Consider the following 18706-nt stretch of genomic DNA (forward strand, 5'->3'; position numbering starts at 1 on the left):
GTGGGTTGGGGGTGCCGCCCTTCGGTGTTCCCGGGCAGCGGCGATCGCGGGCGTACACGCGACCGAAGAGCCAGGATACTGGACCATTCGCTCTCGGCCCAATCCGGCCCGGACGGCCCCCTCGCTCCTAGAGTCCGCGGCCCTGTTCGTACGCCCGCAGCTGTTCGGCGCTGATCATGCTGGTGTCGAAGAGGCTGGTCTCGTCGAGCGCCTGCGGATGGGCCTGCGGGGCGTGCGGGGGCTGCTGCGGCTGCGGGGGCTGGGCGTAGCCCTGCTGTGCGTCGTACGCCTGCTGGCCGCCGTCGTACTGGTAGGCGTACGGGTCGGCGCCCTGCTGCTGGTAGCCGTACGGGTCCGGTCCGCCGTCGTAGGGCTGCTGGTAGGCCGCGTAGGGATCGGGCTGCTGCTGGGGGGCGTAGCCGTACGCCGGCTCCTGGGACGGCATCTCGGGCACGGCCTGCGCCGGCATCCGGGCCGCCACGGGCTGCTGCTCGCCGTACTGGGGCTGCCCCTGCTGCTCGGCGGGGGCGGCGGCCGGGGCGTCGGCGAGGCCCGCGAGGTCGGCGAGGTAGTCGGCGTCGCTGGAGTGCTGGACGGTGGTCATGTCGTCCGCGAGGGCGCCGAGGTCGTCGGTGGCGATCCGGCCGTGCAGCTTCTGGCGGCCCCGGCCGACCGCGTCCAGGGTCTTGGCCAGCACGGCCTCGAAGGCACCGAGCTTGGTGTCGACGTAGGCGTCGGCGTCGCGGCGCAGGGTCTCCGGGTCGTGGCTGCGCTCGGGGGCGTCCTCGTCCTCGTAGCCGTTCTCGTCGAGGCCGGGTCCGGTGCCGAGGAGCTTCTCGCGGCCCCGGCCGACGGAGCCGAGGGTCTTGGTGAGCACGACCTCGAAGTTGGCGAGCTTGGAGTCGACGTAGTCGTCGGCCTCGGCGCGGACCTCCTCGGCCTCCTGACGGGCCTCGGCGAGGATCCGGTCGGCCTCGGCCTGGGAGCGGCGGGCGACCTCGGTGTCGGCGATCAGGGAGCCGCGCTCGGCGTGCGCGCCCTCGATGATCCGGTCGGCCTCCTGGCGGGCCTGCGCGACCATCTGCTCGCGGTCGCCGATCAGCTCCTGCGCCTGGGCGAGGGAACCGGGCAGCTCCGCGCGCAGCTCTTCCAGCATCGAGAGCAGTTCGGCGCGGTTGACCACGCACGAGGCCGACATGGGCATGGCGCGGGCGCCGGAGACCATCGCGGTGATCTCGTCGAGCTTGTTCTGCACGTCCACCGTGTGCTCGCCACTCTCTACAGCTGTGTTGGAGACGGACGGGACGACTGTACGACCCCGGGGTGTCCCGGGGACACCGGGTGACGGGTTGTCAGTCCCCGTGGGCTGCGGCGGTGGGCGGGCGACCGGGCGGTCAGCGGTTCCGCAGGCGCTCCGTGAGGGCTTCGAGGACCAGCGGCGGCACCAGGTGGGCGACGTCGCCGCCCCAGGTCGCGACCTCTTTGACCAGGGAGGAGGACAGGAAGCTGTAGGTGGGGTTGGTGGGGATGAAGAGGGTCTCCACACCGGAGAGGCCGTTGTTCATCTGGGCCATCTGCAACTCGTAGTCGAAGTCGCTGACCGCGCGCAGGCCCTTGACGATGGCCGGGATCTCGCGCTGCTTGCAGAAGTCGACGAGCAGGCCGTGGAAGGACTCCACGCGGACGTTCCCGTACTCGGCGGTGACCCGGCGGATGAGGTCGATCCGCTCCTCGATCTCGAACAGGCCCTTCTTCGCCTGGTTGATCATCACGGCGACGTAGACCTCGTCGTACAGGCTGGAGGCCCGGGCGATGATGTCGAGGTGTCCGTTGGTGATCGGGTCGAACGACCCGGGACAGACGGCACGGCGCACTTGAGTTCCCTCGCTCTCCGGTCCGGTCATCGTGCGTCTTCGCACGTAGAGGCGGCGCGACCGTACCAAAACGTTCCCTCGCCGTAGCGACGGGCCCGGATGGCTTCGAAGCCGTGCGGCCAGTGGAATTCGCCGCCCCTGGTGCTGCGCTCCACGGTGACGAGCGCTTCCGTCCCGAGCCACCCCTCCGTACGGAGTGTGAGCAGGATCTCGCGAAGATCGTCGTCCGAGACGGCGTACGGCGGGTCCAGGAAGACGACGTCGTACGGCTCGGCGGGGGCCGGGGTGCGGATGATCTGTTCCGCTCTGCCCGCCCGGACCTCGGCGCCGGGCAGACCGAGGGAGTCGACGTTCGCCCGGACCGTGCGGGCGGCGCGGGCGTCGGCCTCCACGAGCAGGACGTGCCCGGCGCCGCGGGAGAGCGCCTCCAGGCCGACGGCGCCGGAACCCGCGTACAGGTCGAGGACCCGCTCGCCGTCCAGCGGGCCCCCGAGCAGGGACTGCCAGGTGGAGAACAGGCCCTCGCGCGCACGGTCGGAGGTGGGGCGGGTGCCGGTTCCCGGCGGGACGGCCAGTCGACGTCCGCCGGCCTTGCCGGCGATCACGCGGGTCATTTCTGGGTCCTTGTCGGTGTGCTCGGGTGGACGGACGGTGTCCGTTGCCAGTCTCTCAGCCCTTCTCCAGGTACTGCTCCCGCTCCTCGTCCAGCAGCGCCTCGAGGGCCGTGCGCAACCCGGGCAGGCCGGTCAGCTCCGGGTCGGCGGCGACGACGGCCGCCGCCTCCTGCCTCGCCTCCGCGATGATCTCCTCGTCCTCGATGACGGCGAGGACGCGCAGGGAGGTGCGGGCGCCGGACTGCGCCTGGCCGAGGACGTCGCCCTCGCGGCGCTGTTCGAGGTCGATCCGGGAGAGCTCGAAGCCGTCGCGGGTGCTCGCGACCGCGTTCAGCCGCTGGCGGGCCGCGCTCGCCTCGGGCATCTCGCTGACCAGCAGGCACAGGCCGGGGGCGGAGCCGCGCCCGACCCGGCCGCGCAGCTGGTGCAGCTGGGAGACGCCGAAGCGGTCGGCGTCCATGATCACCATCGCGGTGGCGTTGGGCACGTTGACGCCGACCTCGATGACGGTGGTGGCGACCAGGACGTCGGTCTCCCCGGCGGCGAAGCGGCGCATGACCGCGTCCTTGTCGTCGGGCTGCATCCTGCCGTGCAGGACCTCCACCCCGAGCCCCTGGAGCGGGCCCCTGGCGAGCTGCTCGGCGACGTCGAGGACGGCGAGCGGGGGGCGCTTGTCGGCGTCGCCCTCCGGGGGCTGCTTGGACTGCTTGGCACCCTTCTTGGGGTCGTCGTCCTCGTCGCCGATGCGGGGACAGACGACGTAGGCCTGGTGGCCGTTCGAGACCTCCTCGCGGACCCGCTCCCAGGCCCGGGCGAGGAAGTGGGGTTTGTCCGCGGCCGGGACGACATGGCTGGCGATCGGGGACCGCCCGGCCGGGAGCTGGTCGAGGACGGAGGTCTCCAGGTCGCCGAAGACGGTCATGGCCACCGTGCGCGGGATGGGCGTGGCGGTCATGACGAGCAGGTGCGGGGGCTGCTTGCCCTTGCCGCGCAGGGCGTCGCGCTGCTCCACGCCGAAGCGGTGCTGCTCGTCCACGACGACCAGGCCGAGGTCGTGGAACTGCACCTTGTCCTCGATCAGCGCGTGGGTGCCGATGACGATGCCCGCCTCGCCGGTGGCCAGGTCGAGCAGGGCGTGGCGGCGGGCGGCGGCGCCCATGGAGCCGGTGAGCAGCACCACTTTGGTGGCGTGGTCGGCGCCGCCGAGCATCCCGCCCTCGGCCAGCTCGCCCATCATCTCGACGACCGACCGGTGGTGCTGCTGGGCGAGCACCTCGGTGGGCGCCAGCATCACGGCCTGCCCGCCCGAGTCGACGACGGCGAGCATGGCGCGCAGGGCGACCAGGGTCTTGCCGCTGCCCACCTCGCCCTGGAGCAGCCGGTGCATCGGGTGGTCGGTGGCGAGGTCGTCGAAGATCTCCCGGGAGACCTGCTGCTGGCCGTCGGTGAGGGTGAAGGGGAGACGGTCGTCGAAGGCGGTGAGCAGCCCGTCGGCGCCGGGCTTCCTGGGGACGGCGGGGAGCTGGGACTCGGCGTGCCGGCGGCGGGCGAGGGCGACCTGGAGGACGAAGGCCTCGTCCCACTTCAGGCGGGCGCGGGCGTCCTCGATGTCGGCCTTGGTGTGCGGGCGGTGGATCTTGAGGAGGGCCTCGGGCAGGGAGACCAGGCCCCGGCCCTCGCGCAGGGAGCCGGGGAGCGGGTCGACGGCCTCCTGGGCGCTGGGCAGTACCGTCTGGATCGCCTTGGCGAGCTTCCAGGACTCCAGCTTGGCGGTGGCCGGGTAGAGGGGGATGAGGGCGCCCGCCCACGACTCGACGCTCTCGGCCGCGTCGCCATCGTCGTCACCGCCGCGCAGCAACTCGTACGCCGGGTGGGCCAGTTGCAGTCGGCGGTTGAAGACGGAGACCTTGCCCGCGAACATCGCGCGGGTGCCCGGCAGGAGTTCCTTGTGGGGCTTGTGGACGCCGTTGCCGAAGAAGACCAGTTGGAGGCGGCCGCTGCCGTCCGTGATGGTCACCTCGAGCCGCTGCCCCTTGCCGCGCGGGGCCTTCGAGGAGGCGAAGGTGTGCAGGCGGGCGTCGGCGACCTGGGCGACCACGGTGACGTGCTCGTCCATGGGCAGGTCGGCGAGGTGGGTGAGCTGACCGCGCTCCTCGTATCTCCTCGGGTAGTGGTGGAGGAGGTCGCCGACGGTGTGCAGGCCGAGGTGCTCGGCCATCACCTTCGCGGTGGCGGGGCCGAGCACCTTCTTCAGGGGTTCTTGCAGTGCGGGCACGAGATCCATTGCACACCACGCCACTGACAACGGCCCAGGGGAGCGCCGTAACGGCCCCGTACTCGCCCGGCTACTCCACGCCGACCAGCAGCAGGGCGCCCTGCCGGCCGCCCCGGTAGACCACCGTGTCGACGGCGAGGTAGGCCTCCCGGACGCGGGCCTCCAGCCGGTCGGCGACGGCCTGCGGCGCCGCGTCGCCGAGGACCAGGGTGACCAGCTCGCCGCCGGCCGACAGCATGCGGTCCAGGACCGTCGCGGCGACCTGGGCGACGTCCGCGCCGATCACGGCCACGTCGCCGTCGATGAGGCCGAGCACGTCACCGGCCTGGCAGATGCCGGCCGTGGTCCAGGACTGGCGTTCGGCGACGGTGACCTCGGCGTGGCGGGTGGCGCCGGCCGCCGAGGTCATCGCCACCACGTCCTCGTCGAAGCGCCGCTCGGGCTCGTGCACGGCGAGCGCGGCGATGCCCTGCACCGCGGAACGGGTCGGGATGAGGGCGACACGGATGCCCTCGGTGCGGGCCTGCTCGGCCGCCGCGGCGGCGGTGTGGCGCAGTTCGGCGTCGTTGGGCAGCAGCACCACTTCGCGCGCGTGTGCCCGCCGGACGGCCTGGACCAGCTCGCCGCTCGCGGGCGGCTCCCCGGGGCGCGCGAGCAGGGTGGTCGCGCCGCCCTCGGTGTACAGCGCCGCCAGGCCCTCCCCCGGTACGACGGCCACCACGGCGCGCTGGGCCCGTTCCCGGGGCGGGCGCTCGGTCCCCGCGGTGTGCGCGTCTCCGTGCCCGAAGTGGGTGATGCGGATCCGGTACGGCCGGCCGGCCTCGACGCCGGCCTCCACGGCGGCGCCCGCGTCGTCGACGTGCACGTGGACGTTCCACAGCCCGTCGCCGCCGACCACGACGAGCGAGTCCCCGAGGGCGTCGAGCCGCTGCCGCAGCCGGGCCACGGCCGCGTCCTCGGCCTCCAGGAGGTAGATCACCTCGAAGGCGGGACCGTTCTCCTCGTCCGCCGTCTCCGTGGCGCACTCCCCGGCGGGGGTGCGCGCGTCCGCGAGCCCCTCTCCGTCACGCTCCACGCGCGCGTGCGGCACGGCGACCGGGCCGGGCACCCGGCCCGTGAACGTCTCCACCAGGGCCGCGAGGACCGTCACCAGGCCGTGGCCGCCCGCGTCGACCACTCCGGCGCGCTCCAGGGCGGGCAGCTGGCCCGGGGTGGCGGCGAGCGCCGCGCGGGCACCCTCGTAGGCGGCGCGGGCCACTTCGGCGCAGTCGTCCTCGGCCCCGTCGGCCGCGTCGGCGGCGGCCGAGGCGACGGTCAGGACGGTGCCCTCGACCGGGTGGGCGACGGCCTGCCGGGCGGACGCGGCGGCGTGCCGCAGGGCCCGTCGCAGACCGGAGCCCCCGGCGCGCTCGGAATCGCTCCCCGCGGTGAGCACCTGGGCCATGCCGCGCAGCAGCTGCGCGAGGATCGTGCCGGAGTTGCCCCGCGCGCCGATCAGCGCGCCGTGCGCCATGGCACCGACGGCGTCGGCCAGCGAGGGGCCTTCGCTCGCCTCGGGCGGCGTCTGGCTCGCCGCCCCCGGTGCCTCGCTCGCGCCCCTCGGCGACTCGCTCGCGCGCCGCGCACCCGCGTCCAGCTCGTGTGCCGCGAAGACGGCCTCCACGGCAGCGGCCGCCGACTCGACGGTCAGGTAGAGGTTCGTGCCGGTGTCCCCGTCGGCGACGGGATAGACGTTGATCGCGTCGATCTCCTCGCGCGCCCGGCCCAGCGCGCGCAGCGACAGACCGCACCAGGTACGCACCGCCAGAGCGTCGAAGAACCTCTGCGGCACCTGCGCCACCTGCGCCTCCCTGAGCTGCGGACGTGGCAGGCAGCGTAGACCTTGGCGGGCCGCCCACCGGAAGAGGGCCGGGACGGGGCCCTGAGCTGCCGTGGTAGTTTCGTTGTACGGGAGCAGCCGTTGTATGCTGCTCCGGTTGCCCGATCCCGATCGGGCCAATCCCCCTGGCACCGCCACTCAGATCCCGGACCGTTCGCGACTCCGAGAGCTTGATCCCGGCATGCCGGGATCAACCGTAAGTGCATCTGAAGTCTTTGGAGTGACCCGTGGCTGCCAACTGCGACGTCTGTGGCAAGGGGCCGGGCTTCGGCAACAACATCTCGCACTCGCACCGCCGTACGTCCCGTCGCTGGAACCCGAACATCCAGCGTGTGCGTACCGTGGTGGGCGGGACGCCGAAGCGCGTGAACGCTTGCACCTCGTGCATCAAGGCCGGCAAGGTCTCGCGCTGACGCGTCTCAGCTGAGCGCGCGGCCACTGCCTGGTCCGCTGTAGGGAGCCGGTCCACCTCGTGTGGACCGGCTTTTTGCCGTGTCCTCACTCCCCCAGCGCCCAGCGGTGGTCCACGGGTCCGATGCCGCCGCCGAGCGGGAACCCGGCGGTGATCGCCCCGGTGACGTACTCCTTGGCCGCCCTCACCGCCGCCGGCACCGACTGTCCCTTCGCCAGCCCGCAGGCCACGGCGGAGGCGAGGGTGCAGCCCGTGCCGTGCGTGTGCCGGTTGTCGAGGCGGGGGGCGCGCAGCCAGTGCTCCTCGGAGCCGTCGGTGAGCAGGTCGACGGCGTCACCGGCCAGATGACCGCCCTTGATCAGCACCCAGCGCGGTCCGAACGCGAGGACGGCCGCCGCGGCCCGGCGCAGATCCGCTTCGGCCTCGACGCGTACGCCGGTGAGCTGTGCGACCTCGTCGAGGTTGGGCGTGGCGACGGTGGCGACCGGCAGGAGCCTGGTGCGGACCGACTCCAGGGCCGAGGAGGCGAGCAGCGCGTCCCCGTGCTTGGAGACGCCGACCGGGTCCACGACGGCGGGCGCGTCGGTGCCGGCCAGCAATTCGGCGACCGTCTCGACGAGTTCGGCGGAGGAGAGCATCCCGGTCTTGACCGCCTGCACGCCGATGTCGTCCACGACGCTGCGGTACTGGGCGCGCACCGCCTCCACGGGCAGTTCCCAGGCGCCCTGCACGCCGCGGGAGTTCTGCGCGGTGACCGCGGTGAGGACGCTCATGCCGTGGGTGCCGAGGGCGAGCATCGTCTTCAGGTCGGCCTGGATCCCGGCGCCGCCGCCGGAGTCGGAGCCCGCCACGGTGAGCACCAGGGGCGGGGTCCCGGGTGGGGTCGGCGCGGTCACGACTCCACGTCCCCGCCGAAGTGGTCCCAGCCGCCCTTGCTGGTCCAGGGGGCACCGTCGACCGTCACCTGGGGCAGTGCGGAGGGGTTGAGGACCTCGCCGATGACCTTCCAGCGGGCGGGGAGCTTCACGTCCGGCGGGAAGGTCGCCACGATCGCGTGGTCCTCGCCCCCGGTGAGCACCCACTGCATGGGGTCGACGCCGACGGCCTGCCCGATGTCGTTCATCTGGGACGGGATGTCGATCTGCCCGGAGCGCACGTCGATCCGGACCTTGCTGGCCTCGGCGATGTGCCCCAGGTCGGCGATCAGTCCGTCGCTCACGTCGCACATGGCGGTGGCGCCCAGGCCCGCGGCGGCCGGGCCCGCGTGGTAGGGCGGTTCGGGGCGGCGGTGGGCCTCGACGAAGGCGCGCGGCGAGCGGAAGCCGCGGGACAGGACGGCGAACCCGGCGGCGGACCAGCCCAGCCAGCCGGTCACCGCGACGAGGTCGCCGGGCTGGGCGCCGGCCCGGGTGACGGGTTCCTGGTTGCGCAGGTCGCCGAGGGCGGTGATGGAGACGGTGATGGTGTCGCCGCGCACCACGTCGCCGCCGACCACGGAGGCGCCCGCGACCTGGCACTCGTCGCGCAGCCCGTCCATCAGCTCGGTCGGCCAGGTCACCGGCAGTTCGGCGGGCACGACCAGGCCGAGCAGCAGGGCGGTCGGCACGGCACCCATGGCCGCGATGTCGGCCAGGTTCTGCGCCGCCGCCTTGCGGCCCACGTCGTACGCGGTGGACCAGTCCCGGCGGAAGTGCCGCCCCTCGACGAGGATGTCGGTGCTGGCCACCACCCTGCGGTCGGGCGCGGCCACCACCGCGGCGTCGTCGCCCGGACCCACCCGTACCGCCGGGGTGGTGGTGAGACGGGAGGTGAGCTCCCTGATGAGCCCGAACTCCCCCAGCTCACCAACAGTGCCCTTCATCGCCTTGGCTCCCCTTCCGTCCCTGTCCGTGTCCGTGCCCGGTCGCGCGTCATCTGTGTCCTCGTTACGGTCGAAATGACCGTCGCCACGGTCGGCGTGATCGTCAACTCGTGTCCTACCGGCACCCCGACGCGCGAGGCCCGCGGCCCGCGGGTCTCCCCTCGGAGAGCGGCTACGCGATACCGTGGCGTTCCTTTTCCCCACATGATCCTCGTGGCCGCTCTGGAGGTTCCGTGGTACAGGCGTACATTCTGATCCAGACCGAGGTCGGCAAGGCGTCGACCGTCGCCGAGACGATCAGCAAGCTTCCCGGCGTGATCCAGGCCGAGGACGTGACAGGACCTTACGACGTCATCGTCCGCGCCCAGTCGGACACCGTCGACGAACTGGGTCGCATGGTGGTCGCCAAGGTCCAGCAAGTGGACGGCATCACCCGCACCCTGACCTGTCCGGTCGTCCATCTCTAGCTCCCGCCCCCTCACCGCCGCTCGGTCCCGTCCCGTTGATCGCCGCCGCGTGCTGTTCCTCGGCAGACGACGGCAAGTGGACGACGGTTCCCGGATCGGACAGGAAACCCGCTGATCATACTGCGAGAAGGCGACCCCCGAGGGAGTCGCCTTCTCTGTGGTCACGACGCGAAAAGCGTCAGCGCAGTCCCGTGGACCGCCGCAGCGCCGCCTGGACCAGCAGGTCCACCAGCTCCGGGTAGCTCACCCCGCTCGCCTGCCACATCTGCGGATACATGGAGATCGGCGTGAAGCCGGGCATGGTGTTGATCTCGTTGATCACGAACTCGTCGTCCTCGGTGAGGAAGAAGTCCGCGCGCACCAGCCCCTCGCAGGAGGCCGCGTCGAACGCCGCGACGGCCAGGCGCTGGACCTCGGCGGTCTCCTCGGCCGTGAGCGGGGCCGGCACGATGCCGGGAGTGGAGTCGATGTACTTGGCCTCGAAGTCGTAGTACGCGTGCTCCGAGGGCGGCGGGATCTCGGCCGGGACGGAGGCGCGCGGGCCGTCCTCGAACTCCAGCACCCCGCACTCGATCTCCCGGCCCCGCAGCGCCGCCTCGACCAGGATCTTCGGGTCGTGGCGGCGGGCCTCCTCGATCGCCTCGTCGAGGCCGGCGAGGTCGTCGACCTTGGTGATGCCGATCGAGGAGCCCGCGCGCGCGGGCTTCACGAACAGCGGCCAGCCGTGCTCGCCGGCGAAGTCGACGATCTTCTTGCGGGCGCCGGAGCGGTCCTGCTCCCACTCGCGGGGGCGGATCACCGCGTACGGGCCGACCTTCAGCCCGTAGGAGGAGAAGACCGCCTTCATGTACTCCTTGTCCTGGCCGACGGCGGAGGCGAGCACGCCCGCGCCGACGTAGGGCACACCGGACAGCTCCAGCAGGCCCTGGAGGGTGCCGTCCTCGCCGTACGGGCCGTGCAGCACGGGGAAGACGACGTCGACCTCGCCCAGCGCCTTGGGCACCGAGCCCGGTTCGCTGTAGACGACCTCGCGGTTGGCGGGGTCGACCGGCAGCAGCACTCCGCCCTCGGTCGACTCGGCCAGTTCCTCGACGTCGGGCGTACGGCGTTCGGTGATCGCCATGCGTTCCGGTTCGTCGGCGGTGAGGGCCCAGCGGCCGTCCCTGGTGATGCCGATCGGCAGGACGTCGTACCGCGTCCGGTCGATGGCCGCGAGGACGGCGCCGGCGGTGACCACGGAGATCCCGTGTTCGGAGCTGCGCCCCCCGAACACGACGGCCACACGCGGCTTGCGGGGCGGCCGCTGGGGGCTCTGCTCAGGGTTCTGGGGGAGGTTCTCGGTGCTCATATCGCGTTGAGAGTACCCGTCCGCAGGGCGGTGAGACAGCGTCGGCGGGGCCGCGTGGCGCGCGGGTTCCGGCGGGTTCCGCGGGGTGTCGCTCAGCGTCGTTCGGGCTTCGCGCTGCGCGACATCAGTTCCTTCACGGCGACCACCGGGGACTTGCCCTCGTGCACGATGGCGACGACCGTCTCGGTGATCGGCATGTCGACGCCGTGCCTGCGGGCCAGGTCCAGCACCGACTCGCAGGACTTGACGCCTTCGGCGGTCTGCCTGGTGACCGCGATGGTCTCCTCCAGGGTCATGCCCTTGCCGAGGTTGGTGCCGAAGGTGTGGTTGCGGGACAGCGGCGAGGAGCAGGTCGCCACCAGGTCGCCGAGTCCGGCCAGGCCGGAGAAGGTCAGCGGGTCGGCCCCGAGGGCGACTCCGAGGCGGGTGGTCTCGGCGAGGCCGCGGGTGATGAGGGAGCCCTTGGCGTTGTCGCCGAGGCCCATGCCGTCCGCGATGCCGACGGCGAGCCCGATCACGTTCTTCACGGCGCCGCCCAGTTCGCAGCCGACGACGTCGGTGTTGGTGTAGGGGCGGAAGTACGGCGTGTGGCAGGCGGCCTGGAGACGCTGGGCGACGGACTCGTCGGGGCAGGCTACGACGGCGGCGGCCGGCATGCGGGCGGCGATCTCGCGGGCCAGGTTGGGTCCGGTGACCACGGCGATGCGCTCGGCGCCGACCTTGGCGACGTCCCCGATCACCTCGCTCATCCGCATCGCGGAGCCGAGTTCGACGCCCTTCATCAGCGACACCAGGACGGTGCCGGGCGCCAGCAGGGGCGTCCAGTCGGCGAGTCCGGCGCGCAGTGTCTGGGACGGGACGGCGAGGACGGTGAAGTCGGCGTCCCGCGCGGCCTCGGCGGCGTCGGTGGTGGCCCGCAGGTTCTCGGGGAGTTCCACGCCGGGCAGGTAGTCCGGGTTGGTGCGGGTGGAGTTGACGGCGTCGGCGAGTGCGGCGCGGCGCCCCCAGAGGGTGACCTCGCAGCCCGCGTCGGCGAGGACCGTGCCGAAGGCGGTGCCCCAGGATCCGGTGCCGAAGACGGCCGCCTTGACCGGCTTGCTCACGTGCTCTGCCCTTCTGCCTGTGGTCCGTGGGTACGCGAGGGCGCCGCCTGCGACTTCGCCTGCTGGGTGCGGCGCCGCTGCTCGATCCGCTCGCGGCGCGGGTCGTAGGGGGTCTCGGGTGCCTTCTCGCCGCGGATCTCCTCCAGCTGGCGGGTGACGGCGGCCATGATGACCTCGGTGGCCTCCTTCAGCACCTCCGTGGTCATCTCCTTGTCGTAGAACCGCGACAGGTCGACCGGCGGGCCGGCCAGCACCTGGTGGGTCTTGCGCGGCAGGAGGCTGGGCTTCTTGGCGTACGGCGGCAGCAGTTCGTTGCAGCCCCACTGGGCGACCGGGATCACCGGGCACTTGGTCTGCAGGGCGACGCGCGCGGCACCGGTCTTGGCGGTCATCGGCCAGCCGTCCGGGTCGCGGGTGAGGGTGCCCTCGGGGTAGAACGCGACGCACTCGCCGCGCTCCACGGCGTCGATCGCGGCCCGGAAGGCGCTCAGCGCGTCCGTGCTCTCGCGGTAGACGGGAATCTGTCCGGTCCCCCGCATCGCGGCGCCGACGAAGCCCTTCTTGAAAAGGCCGCTCTTCGCCAGGAATCGCGGGACGCGTCCGGTGTTGTACTGGTAGTGCGCGTACGCGAAGGGGTCCACGTGCGAATTGTGGTTCACGGCGGTGATAAATCCACCCTCGGCCGGAATGTTCTCCATTCCCCGCCAGTCCCGCTTGATCAGAACCACCAGCGGCGGTTTGCAGATCACCGCGGCCAAGCGGTACCAGAAGCCGATTCTGCGGCGGGGCACGCTGACACCTTTCCTCCAGGGCCTGGGGCCGGACAAGTGTCGCCCCGGGCCGCCCGTCTGTCGAGAACACCGTACGCCCCGAAGAGTGAACCGCCAGGTCTCGCAGGTGACAATGACGGCGACGAGAGAAGGACGGAACGCTCGTGCAGTGGACCTTGGTCGTACCCGTGAAGGCCCTTGCCCGGGCCAAGAGCAGGCTGTCGGACACCGCGGACGACGGGCTGCGGCCGGGGCTCGCGCTGGCGTTCGCACAGGACACCGTGGCAGCCGCGCTGGCCTGCCCGGCGGTCGCGGATGTGGCAGTCGTCACGGACGACGCGCGGGCCGGACGGGAGCTGGCGGCGCTCGGCGCGGGTGTCGTCGCGGACGAGCCCGGCGGCGGCCTGAACGCCGCGCTGACGCACGGGGCGGCCATGGTACGGGCGGCCCGGCCGGAAAGCCCGGTGGCCGCGCTCAACGCCGATCTTCCCGCGCTGCGGCCGGCCGAATTGGCGCGGGTACTGGCCGCGGCCGCGCAATTCCCCCGCGCCTTTCTCCCGGACGCGGCCGGAATCGGCACCACCTTGCTGGCGGCGGCGCCGGGCCGGGAATTGGCGCCGGCATTCGGTGCGGATTCACGGGCCCGCCACCGGGCGTCCGGCGCGGTGGAACTGCGTCTCGACGCGGTGGATTCCGTACGGCAGGACGTCGACACCGGTGGTGATCTCCGCCTGGCGCTGGCGCTCGGGCTGGGTCCCCGTACGGCCGCGGTGGCGGCGCGGTTGCTGATCGCCGGGCAGTAGGCTGCCGGCATGCAGGCGACCGCGTACACGTACGACCCCGAAAGCCGCAGCGGGCAGGTGCTGCTCGACGACGGGACGCCCGTGCCCTTCGACGCGGCGGCGTTCGACGCGGGGGGCCTCAGGCTGCTGCGGCCCGGGCAGCGGGTGCGCATCGAGACCGAGGAGACGGGCGCGGAGTCGGGCTCGGGTGCGGGCGGGGACTCGGGCGCGGGGCGCCGGATCACGCTGGTGACCCTGCACACGTTCTGACCGGCGGGGCCCGTCCGACGGGTCCCGGACACGCCGCGGGCCGGACTCCGAGAGGGAGTCCGGCCCGGCGCGTGAGTGCCCTGTGCCCGTTCGCCCGCTGCCGCGGGGTGCCGCCTGCTACTTCTTGCGGGCGGTGGCCTTCTTGGCGGTGGTCTTGCGAGCCGTCGACTTCTTGGCCGGGGCCTTCTTGGCGGTCGCCTTCTTCGCGGGGGCCTTCTTGGCGGCGGTCTTCTTCGCCGCCGCCGTGGTGGTCTTGGCCGCGGACTTCTTGCCGGTGGTCTTCTTCGCCGTCGTCTTCGCCGCTCCGGTGGTCTTCTTCGCGGTGGTCTTCTTCGCCGCCGCCGACGTCTTCTTGGCCGCGCCCGTGGCCTTCTTCGCGGCGCCCGTGGCCTTCTTGGCGGCGGCCTTCTTGCCCGCGGCCTTGGAGATGGTGGGCGGCGGGCCGGACAGGCTGCCCTTGGGGGCCTTCTTGACCGCGATGTCGTTCTTCGGAAGCTTCTTCGAGCCGCTCACCAGGTCCTTGAAGCCCTGGCCCGCGCGGAAGCGCGGCACGGAGGTCTTCTTGACCCGAACCCGCTCGCCCGTCTGCGGGTTGCGGGCGTAGCGGGCCGGGCGGTCGACCTTCTCGAAGGAACCGAAGCCGGTGACCGAGACCCGGTCGCCCGCGACGACCGCACGGACGAGGGCGTCCAGGACCGCGTCGACAGCGTCGGCGGCCTGCTGCCGGCCGCCGAGCTTGTCGGCAATCGCTTCTACGAGCTGCGCCTTGTTCACGTCTTCCCCTTCGGAGACATCGCCAGAACGAATGTGTTCAAGCTTTTTCGCACGTTAGGCAGATATATACCGCAAATCAAACACGAAACGGGCTAATCACCCTTGTGCCGCAACGGACTCGGGCTGTCCCGGCCGGTTCAGCCTTCCTCTTCGGGGAATCGACCCGCGTCGAGGTCGGCGGTGAACCGATCCAGGCGCCTTGCCGCACCGGCGAGATCGTGTTTGGCCGCGGCCGTAATGACCAGCAGCTTCCGGGTCAGCGCCATCCGTACGCCCTCCGGGACTTGCAGTGCGCGCACTCTTGTGTGCGCTTCCTTGAGCCGGGACGCGACCGCCGTATAGAGCTCGAGTTGGCCGTCGTGTTCCATGCACAGATTGTGCCATCTGGGGCGAGTTGTCGCCTGCGCAGGGGGCAACTGCCGCCTCGAACGGCCTTCCTGGCACCATCGGGAGCCGGTCCTCAGGACCTTGCGTACCCCGGCAACCACGCCTCTAACGTGGGAAGTTGTGCGTCACGCCCGTCACGGACGGCCGCGGACGGATCCGGAAACGGCCGTACCCCCGATCGGGCCGATCGGGGGTACGGCGGGTGTGTTGGGTGGCCGAAACTCGACCTTGTGGAGCCCCCGGGGGGCTCGTGGGGGCTCCGGGTGCTCAGACCTGGACGGTCTGCGGCTTGAACGACGGGCGCTTCGCCTCGTACGCGGCGATGTCCGCCTCGTTCTGGAGGGTGATCGAGATGTCGTCCAGCCCGTTCAGCAGGCGCCAGCGGGAGTTCTCGTCCAGCTCGAAGGAGGCGGTGACGCCCTCGGCGCGGACCTCGCGGGCCTCCAGGTCGACGGTGATCTCGGCCTGCGGGTCCCGTTCCACCAGCTCCCACAGCGCGTCCACGGTCTTCTGGTCGAGGACCACCGTGAGCAGGCCGTTCTTCAGCGAGTTGCCGCGGAAGATGTCGGCGAAGCGGGAGGAGATAACGGTCTTGAAGCCGTAGTTCTGCAGGGCCCAGACGGCGTGCTCGCGGGAGGAGCCGGTGCCGAAGTCGGGACCCGCGACCAGGACGGTGGCGCCCTCGCGCTCGGGCCGGTTGAGCACGAACTCGGGGTCCTTGCGCCAGGCCTCGAAGAGCCCGTCCTCGAACCCGTCCCGCGTCACCTTCTTGAGCCAGTGGGCGGGGATGATCTGGTCGGTGTCGACGTTGCTGCGGCGCAGCGGGACGGCCCGGCCGGTGTGCTTGGTGAACGCTTCCATGACTCTCAGACTCCAGCGGGCGTGGGGACGTCGGCGGCGGACAGGTCCGCCGGGGAGGCGAGGTGGCCCAGGACCGCCGTCGCGGCCGCGACCTGCGGCGACACCAGGTGGGTGCGGCCGCCCTTGCCCTGGCGGCCCTCGAAGTTGCGGTTGGACGTGGACGCGGAGCGCTCACCGGGGGCGAGCTGGTCCGGGTTCATGCCCAGGCACATCGAGCAGCCCGCGTGCCGCCATTCGGCGCCGGCCTCCTTGAAGACCACGTCCAGGCCCTCGGAGACGGCCTGGAGGCCGACCCGCGCGGAGCCGGGGACGACCAGCATGCGTACGCCGTCGGCGACTTTGCGGTCCCGGACGATCTCGGCGGCGGCGCGCAGGTCCTCGATGCGGCCGTTGGTGCAGGAGCCCACGAAGACGGTGTCCACCTGGATGGAGCGCAGCGGCTGCCCGGCCTCCAAGCCCATGTACTCCAGGGCCTTTTCGGCGGCGAAGCGCTCCGAGGCGTCCTCGTACGAAGCGGGGTCGGGGACGGCCGCGGAAAGCGGTGCGCCCTGGCCGGGGTTGGTGCCCCAGGTGACGAACGGCGCCAGCTCGGCGGCCTCGATGACCACCTCGGCGTCGAACTCGGCGTCGTCGTCCGTACGCAGCGTCTTCCAGTACTCCACCGCCGCGTCCCAGTCGGCGCCCTCGGGGGCGTGCGGGCGGCCCTGGAGGTAGTCGAAGGTGGTCTCGTCGGGGGCGATCATGCCCGCGCGGGCGCCGGCCTCGATCGACATGTTGCAGATGGTCATGCGGGCCTCCATCGAGAGCTTCTCGATGGCCTCGCCGCGGTACTCCAGGATGTAGCCCTGGCCGCCGCCGGTGCCGATCTTCGCGATGATCGCCAGGATCAGGTCCTTGGCGGTGACGCTGTCGGGCAGCTCGCCGTTGACCGTGATCGCCATGGTCTTCGGGCGGGCCATGGGCAGCGTCTGGGTGGCCAGCACGTGCTCGACCTGGGAGGTGCCGATGCCGAACGCCAGCGCGCCGAAGGCGCCGTGCGTCGAGGTGTGCGAGTCGCCGCAGACCACGGTGGTGCCGGGCTGGGTCAGACCGAGCTGCGGGCCGACGACGTGCACGACGCCCTGCTCGACGTCGCCCAGCGGGTGCAGCCGGACGCCGAACTCCGCGCAGTTCTTGCGCAGCGTCTCCAGCTGGGCCCGGGAGACCGGGTCCGCGATGGGCTTGTCGATGTCGAGCGTGGGGGTGTTGTGGTCCTCGGTGGCGATGGTCAGGTCGAGCCGCCGCACCGGGCGGCCGCTCTTGCGGAGGCCGTCGAAGGCCTGCGGGCTGGTCACCTCGTGCAGCAGGTGCAGATCGATGAAGAGGAGGTCGGGCTCGCCCTCGGCGCGCCGGACGACGTGGTCGTCCCAGACCTTCTCCGCGAGTGTCCTACCCATCGCTTTCCCTTCGGTCGGCGACGAAGCGCCGACCCAACTAGAGATCTTGGGGAAGCGGTGCCCGCACCCCTGTGTTTCCGGGCAGCCGCCACCAGGCCCCTTCGTCACGGGCCGTTGTGACTTCCTGCCGTCCAGGGTGGCGCGTTCCATGGAAAATTGAACTTGCGTTTCACAGAGTGAGACGGGAGTATCGTGTCATGGACAACAGTAGCGGCGTCGGCGTTCTGGACAAGGCGGCCCTCGTCCTGAGCGCTCTGGAGTCCGGCCCGGCCACCCTCGCGGGGTTGGTCGGTGCGACCGGACTGGCACGACCCACGGCCCACCGCCTGGCCGTGGCGCTGGAGCACCACCGTATGGTGGCGCGCGACATGCAGGGCCGTTTCATCCTCGGCCCGCGCCTGGCCGAACTGGCCGCGGCGGCCGGTGAGGACCGCCTGCTCGCCACGGCGGGCCCGGTCCTCACCCACCTGCGCGACGTCACGGGCGAGAGCGCGCAGCTCTACCGCCGCCAGGGCGACATGCGCATCTGCGTGGCCGCGGCCGAGCGTCTGTCGGGCCTCAGGGACACGGTCCCGGTCGGCTCCACGCTCACCATGAAGGCCGGCTCCTCTGCCCAGATCCTGATGGCCTGGGAGGAGCCGGAGCGCCTCCACCGCGGCCTCCAGGGCGCCCGCTTCACGGCGACGGCGCTGTCCGGTGTGCGCCGCCGCGGCTGGGCGCAGTCCATCGGCGAGCGGGAGCCCGGCGTCGCGTCCGTCTCCGCGCCGGTGCGCGGCCCGTCCAACCGCGTGGTGGCCGCCGTGTCCGTCTCCGGGCCCATCGAGCGCCTCACCCGCCACCCCGGCCGCATGCACGCGCAGGCCATCATCGACGCCGCCGGCCGCCTCTCCGAGGCGCTGCGCCGCAACGGTTGACCGCCGTCCCCCGACACTTTCGACCGGTCACGGGCCCGCCTCAACGCCGCGGCGGGCCCGGCGCCGTTCTCAGACCCCGTCGGGGGCCTTCCCCGGGGCGGCGACCCGCTTCTCCGCCCGTTCCCCGGCGGCCTTGTCCGACCGGTACGCGAAGCGGTCCCGCGCGCGCTTGCCGCGCCGCTCCAGAGGCACCTGTCCGTGTGCCGCCGCGAGCCCGAACACGGGCATGTCGGCGTAGATCGACTCGTACGACCCCTCGGGCACGACGTACGCCTCGTGCCACAGCCCCACGTGCCCGCGCACCCGCCCCTTGCGCTCCTTGCGGTTGATGATCGCCCAGGCCCGGTGGTGGAACATGTCGGGCGAGTGCGCGTACTTGTAGAGCTTCTCCTCGGACTCCCAGTACTGGACGACGTAGTACGTCCGCGGCGAGGCCGTCAGCAGGACGTGGTTCAGGAGTCCGCGCTCCGGGTCCTTCGCCAGCTCGCGGAGCATGCGCGGCATGGCGAGGAAGACCGGCAGCCAGTGGTGCACGGCCCAGAAGTGGTTGATCCGCATGCCGATGAGCAGGACGGTCACGTCCCCCTCGGCGGCGGCGGTGGTGCGGGTCGCGGTCGCGTTCCTGCCCGGCATGACGCCTCCCCCTGTTGGCGAGCTGCACTGTCCAAGTGTTGCTGCT

The 18706-nt window shown here is 72.1% G+C and carries 20 protein-coding genes; 5 read left to right on the forward strand and 15 right to left on the reverse strand.

Features of this window, described 5'->3' with window-relative positions:
* Positions 1-127: 127 nt before the first annotated feature.
* From Sru02f_RS30060 to Sru02f_RS30080, 5 genes are all read right to left on the reverse strand, one after another.
* Positions 128-1261, reverse strand: coding sequence for a cell division initiation protein (locus Sru02f_RS30060; RefSeq protein WP_109036097.1), 1134 nt, complete (start codon positions 1259-1261; stop codon positions 128-130).
* A 133-nt stretch (positions 1262-1394) separates the two neighbouring features.
* Entirely contained in the window at positions 1395-1874 is a 480-nt protein-coding gene (coaD, locus tag Sru02f_RS30065; protein ID WP_003973426.1) for a pantetheine-phosphate adenylyltransferase, read from the reverse strand.
* Between the two features lie 26 nt (positions 1875-1900).
* Positions 1901-2488, reverse strand: a complete 588-nt coding sequence (rsmD, locus tag Sru02f_RS30070; RefSeq protein ID WP_109036099.1) for a 16S rRNA (guanine(966)-N(2))-methyltransferase RsmD — start codon at positions 2486-2488, stop codon at positions 1901-1903.
* 55 nt (positions 2489-2543) lie between these two features.
* The gene (recG, locus tag Sru02f_RS30075) at positions 2544-4772 is read right to left on the reverse strand and encodes an ATP-dependent DNA helicase RecG (RefSeq protein WP_109036101.1); all 2229 of its coding nucleotides are present in this window, start codon (positions 4770-4772) and stop codon (positions 2544-2546) included.
* Between the two features lie 61 nt (positions 4773-4833).
* On the reverse strand, positions 4834-6603 hold the full coding sequence (locus Sru02f_RS30080; protein ID WP_109036103.1) for a DAK2 domain-containing protein: 1770 nt from the start codon (positions 6601-6603) through the stop codon (positions 4834-4836).
* Between the two features lie 266 nt (positions 6604-6869).
* Between Sru02f_RS30080 and rpmB the strand changes: the two genes are divergently transcribed.
* Positions 6870-7055: a 50S ribosomal protein L28 gene (gene rpmB, locus Sru02f_RS30085; RefSeq protein ID WP_003993230.1), complete on the forward strand. Its 186-nt coding sequence runs from the start codon at positions 6870-6872 to the stop codon at positions 7053-7055.
* Positions 7056-7140: 85 nt separating this feature from the next.
* On the opposite strand, the gene thiD is transcribed toward rpmB, so the two are convergent.
* Together thiD and Sru02f_RS30095 are read right to left on the reverse strand one after the other, a co-directional pair.
* Positions 7141-7950 carry a bifunctional hydroxymethylpyrimidine kinase/phosphomethylpyrimidine kinase gene (gene thiD / locus Sru02f_RS30090; RefSeq protein ID WP_109036105.1) on the reverse strand — a complete coding sequence of 270 codons (810 nt, stop codon included), beginning with the start codon at positions 7948-7950 and terminating at the stop codon, positions 7141-7143.
* Positions 7947-8915: a thiamine-phosphate kinase gene (locus Sru02f_RS30095; protein WP_003973432.1), complete on the reverse strand. Its 969-nt coding sequence runs from the start codon at positions 8913-8915 to the stop codon at positions 7947-7949. The genes thiD and Sru02f_RS30095 overlap by 4 nt, the downstream gene beginning before the upstream one ends.
* Before the next feature lie 233 nt (positions 8916-9148).
* Between Sru02f_RS30095 and Sru02f_RS30100 the strand changes: the two genes are divergently transcribed.
* Positions 9149-9382, forward strand: coding sequence for an Lrp/AsnC family transcriptional regulator (locus tag Sru02f_RS30100; protein ID WP_003973433.1), 234 nt, complete (start codon positions 9149-9151; stop codon positions 9380-9382).
* Between the two features lie 178 nt (positions 9383-9560).
* Here Sru02f_RS30100 and Sru02f_RS30105 read toward each other — a convergent pair whose 3' ends face one another.
* The 3 genes from Sru02f_RS30105 to Sru02f_RS30115 form a co-directional block, all read right to left on the reverse strand.
* Entirely contained in the window at positions 9561-10730 is a 1170-nt protein-coding gene (locus Sru02f_RS30105) for a D-alanine--D-alanine ligase family protein (RefSeq protein WP_109036107.1), read from the reverse strand.
* A 92-nt stretch (positions 10731-10822) separates the two neighbouring features.
* Positions 10823-11833 (reverse strand): NAD(P)H-dependent glycerol-3-phosphate dehydrogenase, encoded by a 1011-nt coding sequence (locus Sru02f_RS30110; RefSeq protein WP_109036109.1) that lies wholly within the window; start codon positions 11831-11833, stop codon positions 10823-10825.
* On the reverse strand, positions 11830-12624 hold the full coding sequence (locus tag Sru02f_RS30115; protein ID WP_109036111.1) for a lysophospholipid acyltransferase family protein: 795 nt from the start codon (positions 12622-12624) through the stop codon (positions 11830-11832). The genes Sru02f_RS30110 and Sru02f_RS30115 overlap by 4 nt, the downstream gene beginning before the upstream one ends.
* A 143-nt stretch (positions 12625-12767) precedes the next feature.
* Between Sru02f_RS30115 and cofC the strand changes: the two genes are divergently transcribed.
* On the forward strand, positions 12768-13406 hold the full coding sequence (gene cofC / locus Sru02f_RS30120) for a 2-phospho-L-lactate guanylyltransferase (protein WP_109036113.1): 639 nt from the start codon (positions 12768-12770) through the stop codon (positions 13404-13406).
* 9 nt (positions 13407-13415) lie between these two features.
* Positions 13416-13655, forward strand: coding sequence for a hypothetical protein (locus tag Sru02f_RS30125; RefSeq protein ID WP_109036115.1), 240 nt, complete (start codon positions 13416-13418; stop codon positions 13653-13655).
* Between the two features lie 117 nt (positions 13656-13772).
* Here Sru02f_RS30125 and Sru02f_RS30130 read toward each other — a convergent pair whose 3' ends face one another.
* The 4 genes from Sru02f_RS30130 to leuC form a co-directional block, all read right to left on the reverse strand.
* Positions 13773-14429 (reverse strand): HU family DNA-binding protein, encoded by a 657-nt coding sequence (locus Sru02f_RS30130; RefSeq protein WP_109036117.1) that lies wholly within the window; start codon positions 14427-14429, stop codon positions 13773-13775.
* A gap of 137 nt (positions 14430-14566) precedes the next feature.
* Complete coding sequence (locus tag Sru02f_RS30135) at positions 14567-14797, reverse strand: SCO5555 family protein (RefSeq protein WP_109036119.1); 231 nt, start codon at positions 14795-14797, stop codon at positions 14567-14569.
* 286 nt (positions 14798-15083) lie between these two features.
* On the reverse strand, positions 15084-15677 hold the full coding sequence (gene leuD / locus Sru02f_RS30140; RefSeq protein ID WP_109036121.1) for a 3-isopropylmalate dehydratase small subunit: 594 nt from the start codon (positions 15675-15677) through the stop codon (positions 15084-15086).
* 5 nt (positions 15678-15682) lie between these two features.
* Positions 15683-17113: a 3-isopropylmalate dehydratase large subunit gene (gene leuC / locus Sru02f_RS30145; RefSeq protein ID WP_109036123.1), complete on the reverse strand. Its 1431-nt coding sequence runs from the start codon at positions 17111-17113 to the stop codon at positions 15683-15685.
* Positions 17114-17310: 197 nt separating this feature from the next.
* On the opposite strand from leuC, the gene ndgR reads away from it, so the two are divergent.
* Positions 17311-18027 (forward strand): IclR family transcriptional regulator NdgR, encoded by a 717-nt coding sequence (ndgR, locus tag Sru02f_RS30150; protein ID WP_011030305.1) that lies wholly within the window; start codon positions 17311-17313, stop codon positions 18025-18027.
* 69 nt (positions 18028-18096) lie between these two features.
* Here the strand turns inward: ndgR and Sru02f_RS30155 are convergent, their stop codons facing one another.
* Positions 18097-18660, reverse strand: coding sequence for a DUF4188 domain-containing protein (locus Sru02f_RS30155; RefSeq protein WP_109036125.1), 564 nt, complete (start codon positions 18658-18660; stop codon positions 18097-18099).
* Positions 18661-18706 lie beyond the last annotated feature (46 nt).

It is taken from the genome of Streptomyces rubrogriseus (assembly GCF_027947575.1).
Lineage (GTDB): Bacteria > Actinomycetota > Actinomycetes > Streptomycetales > Streptomycetaceae > Streptomyces > Streptomyces rubrogriseus.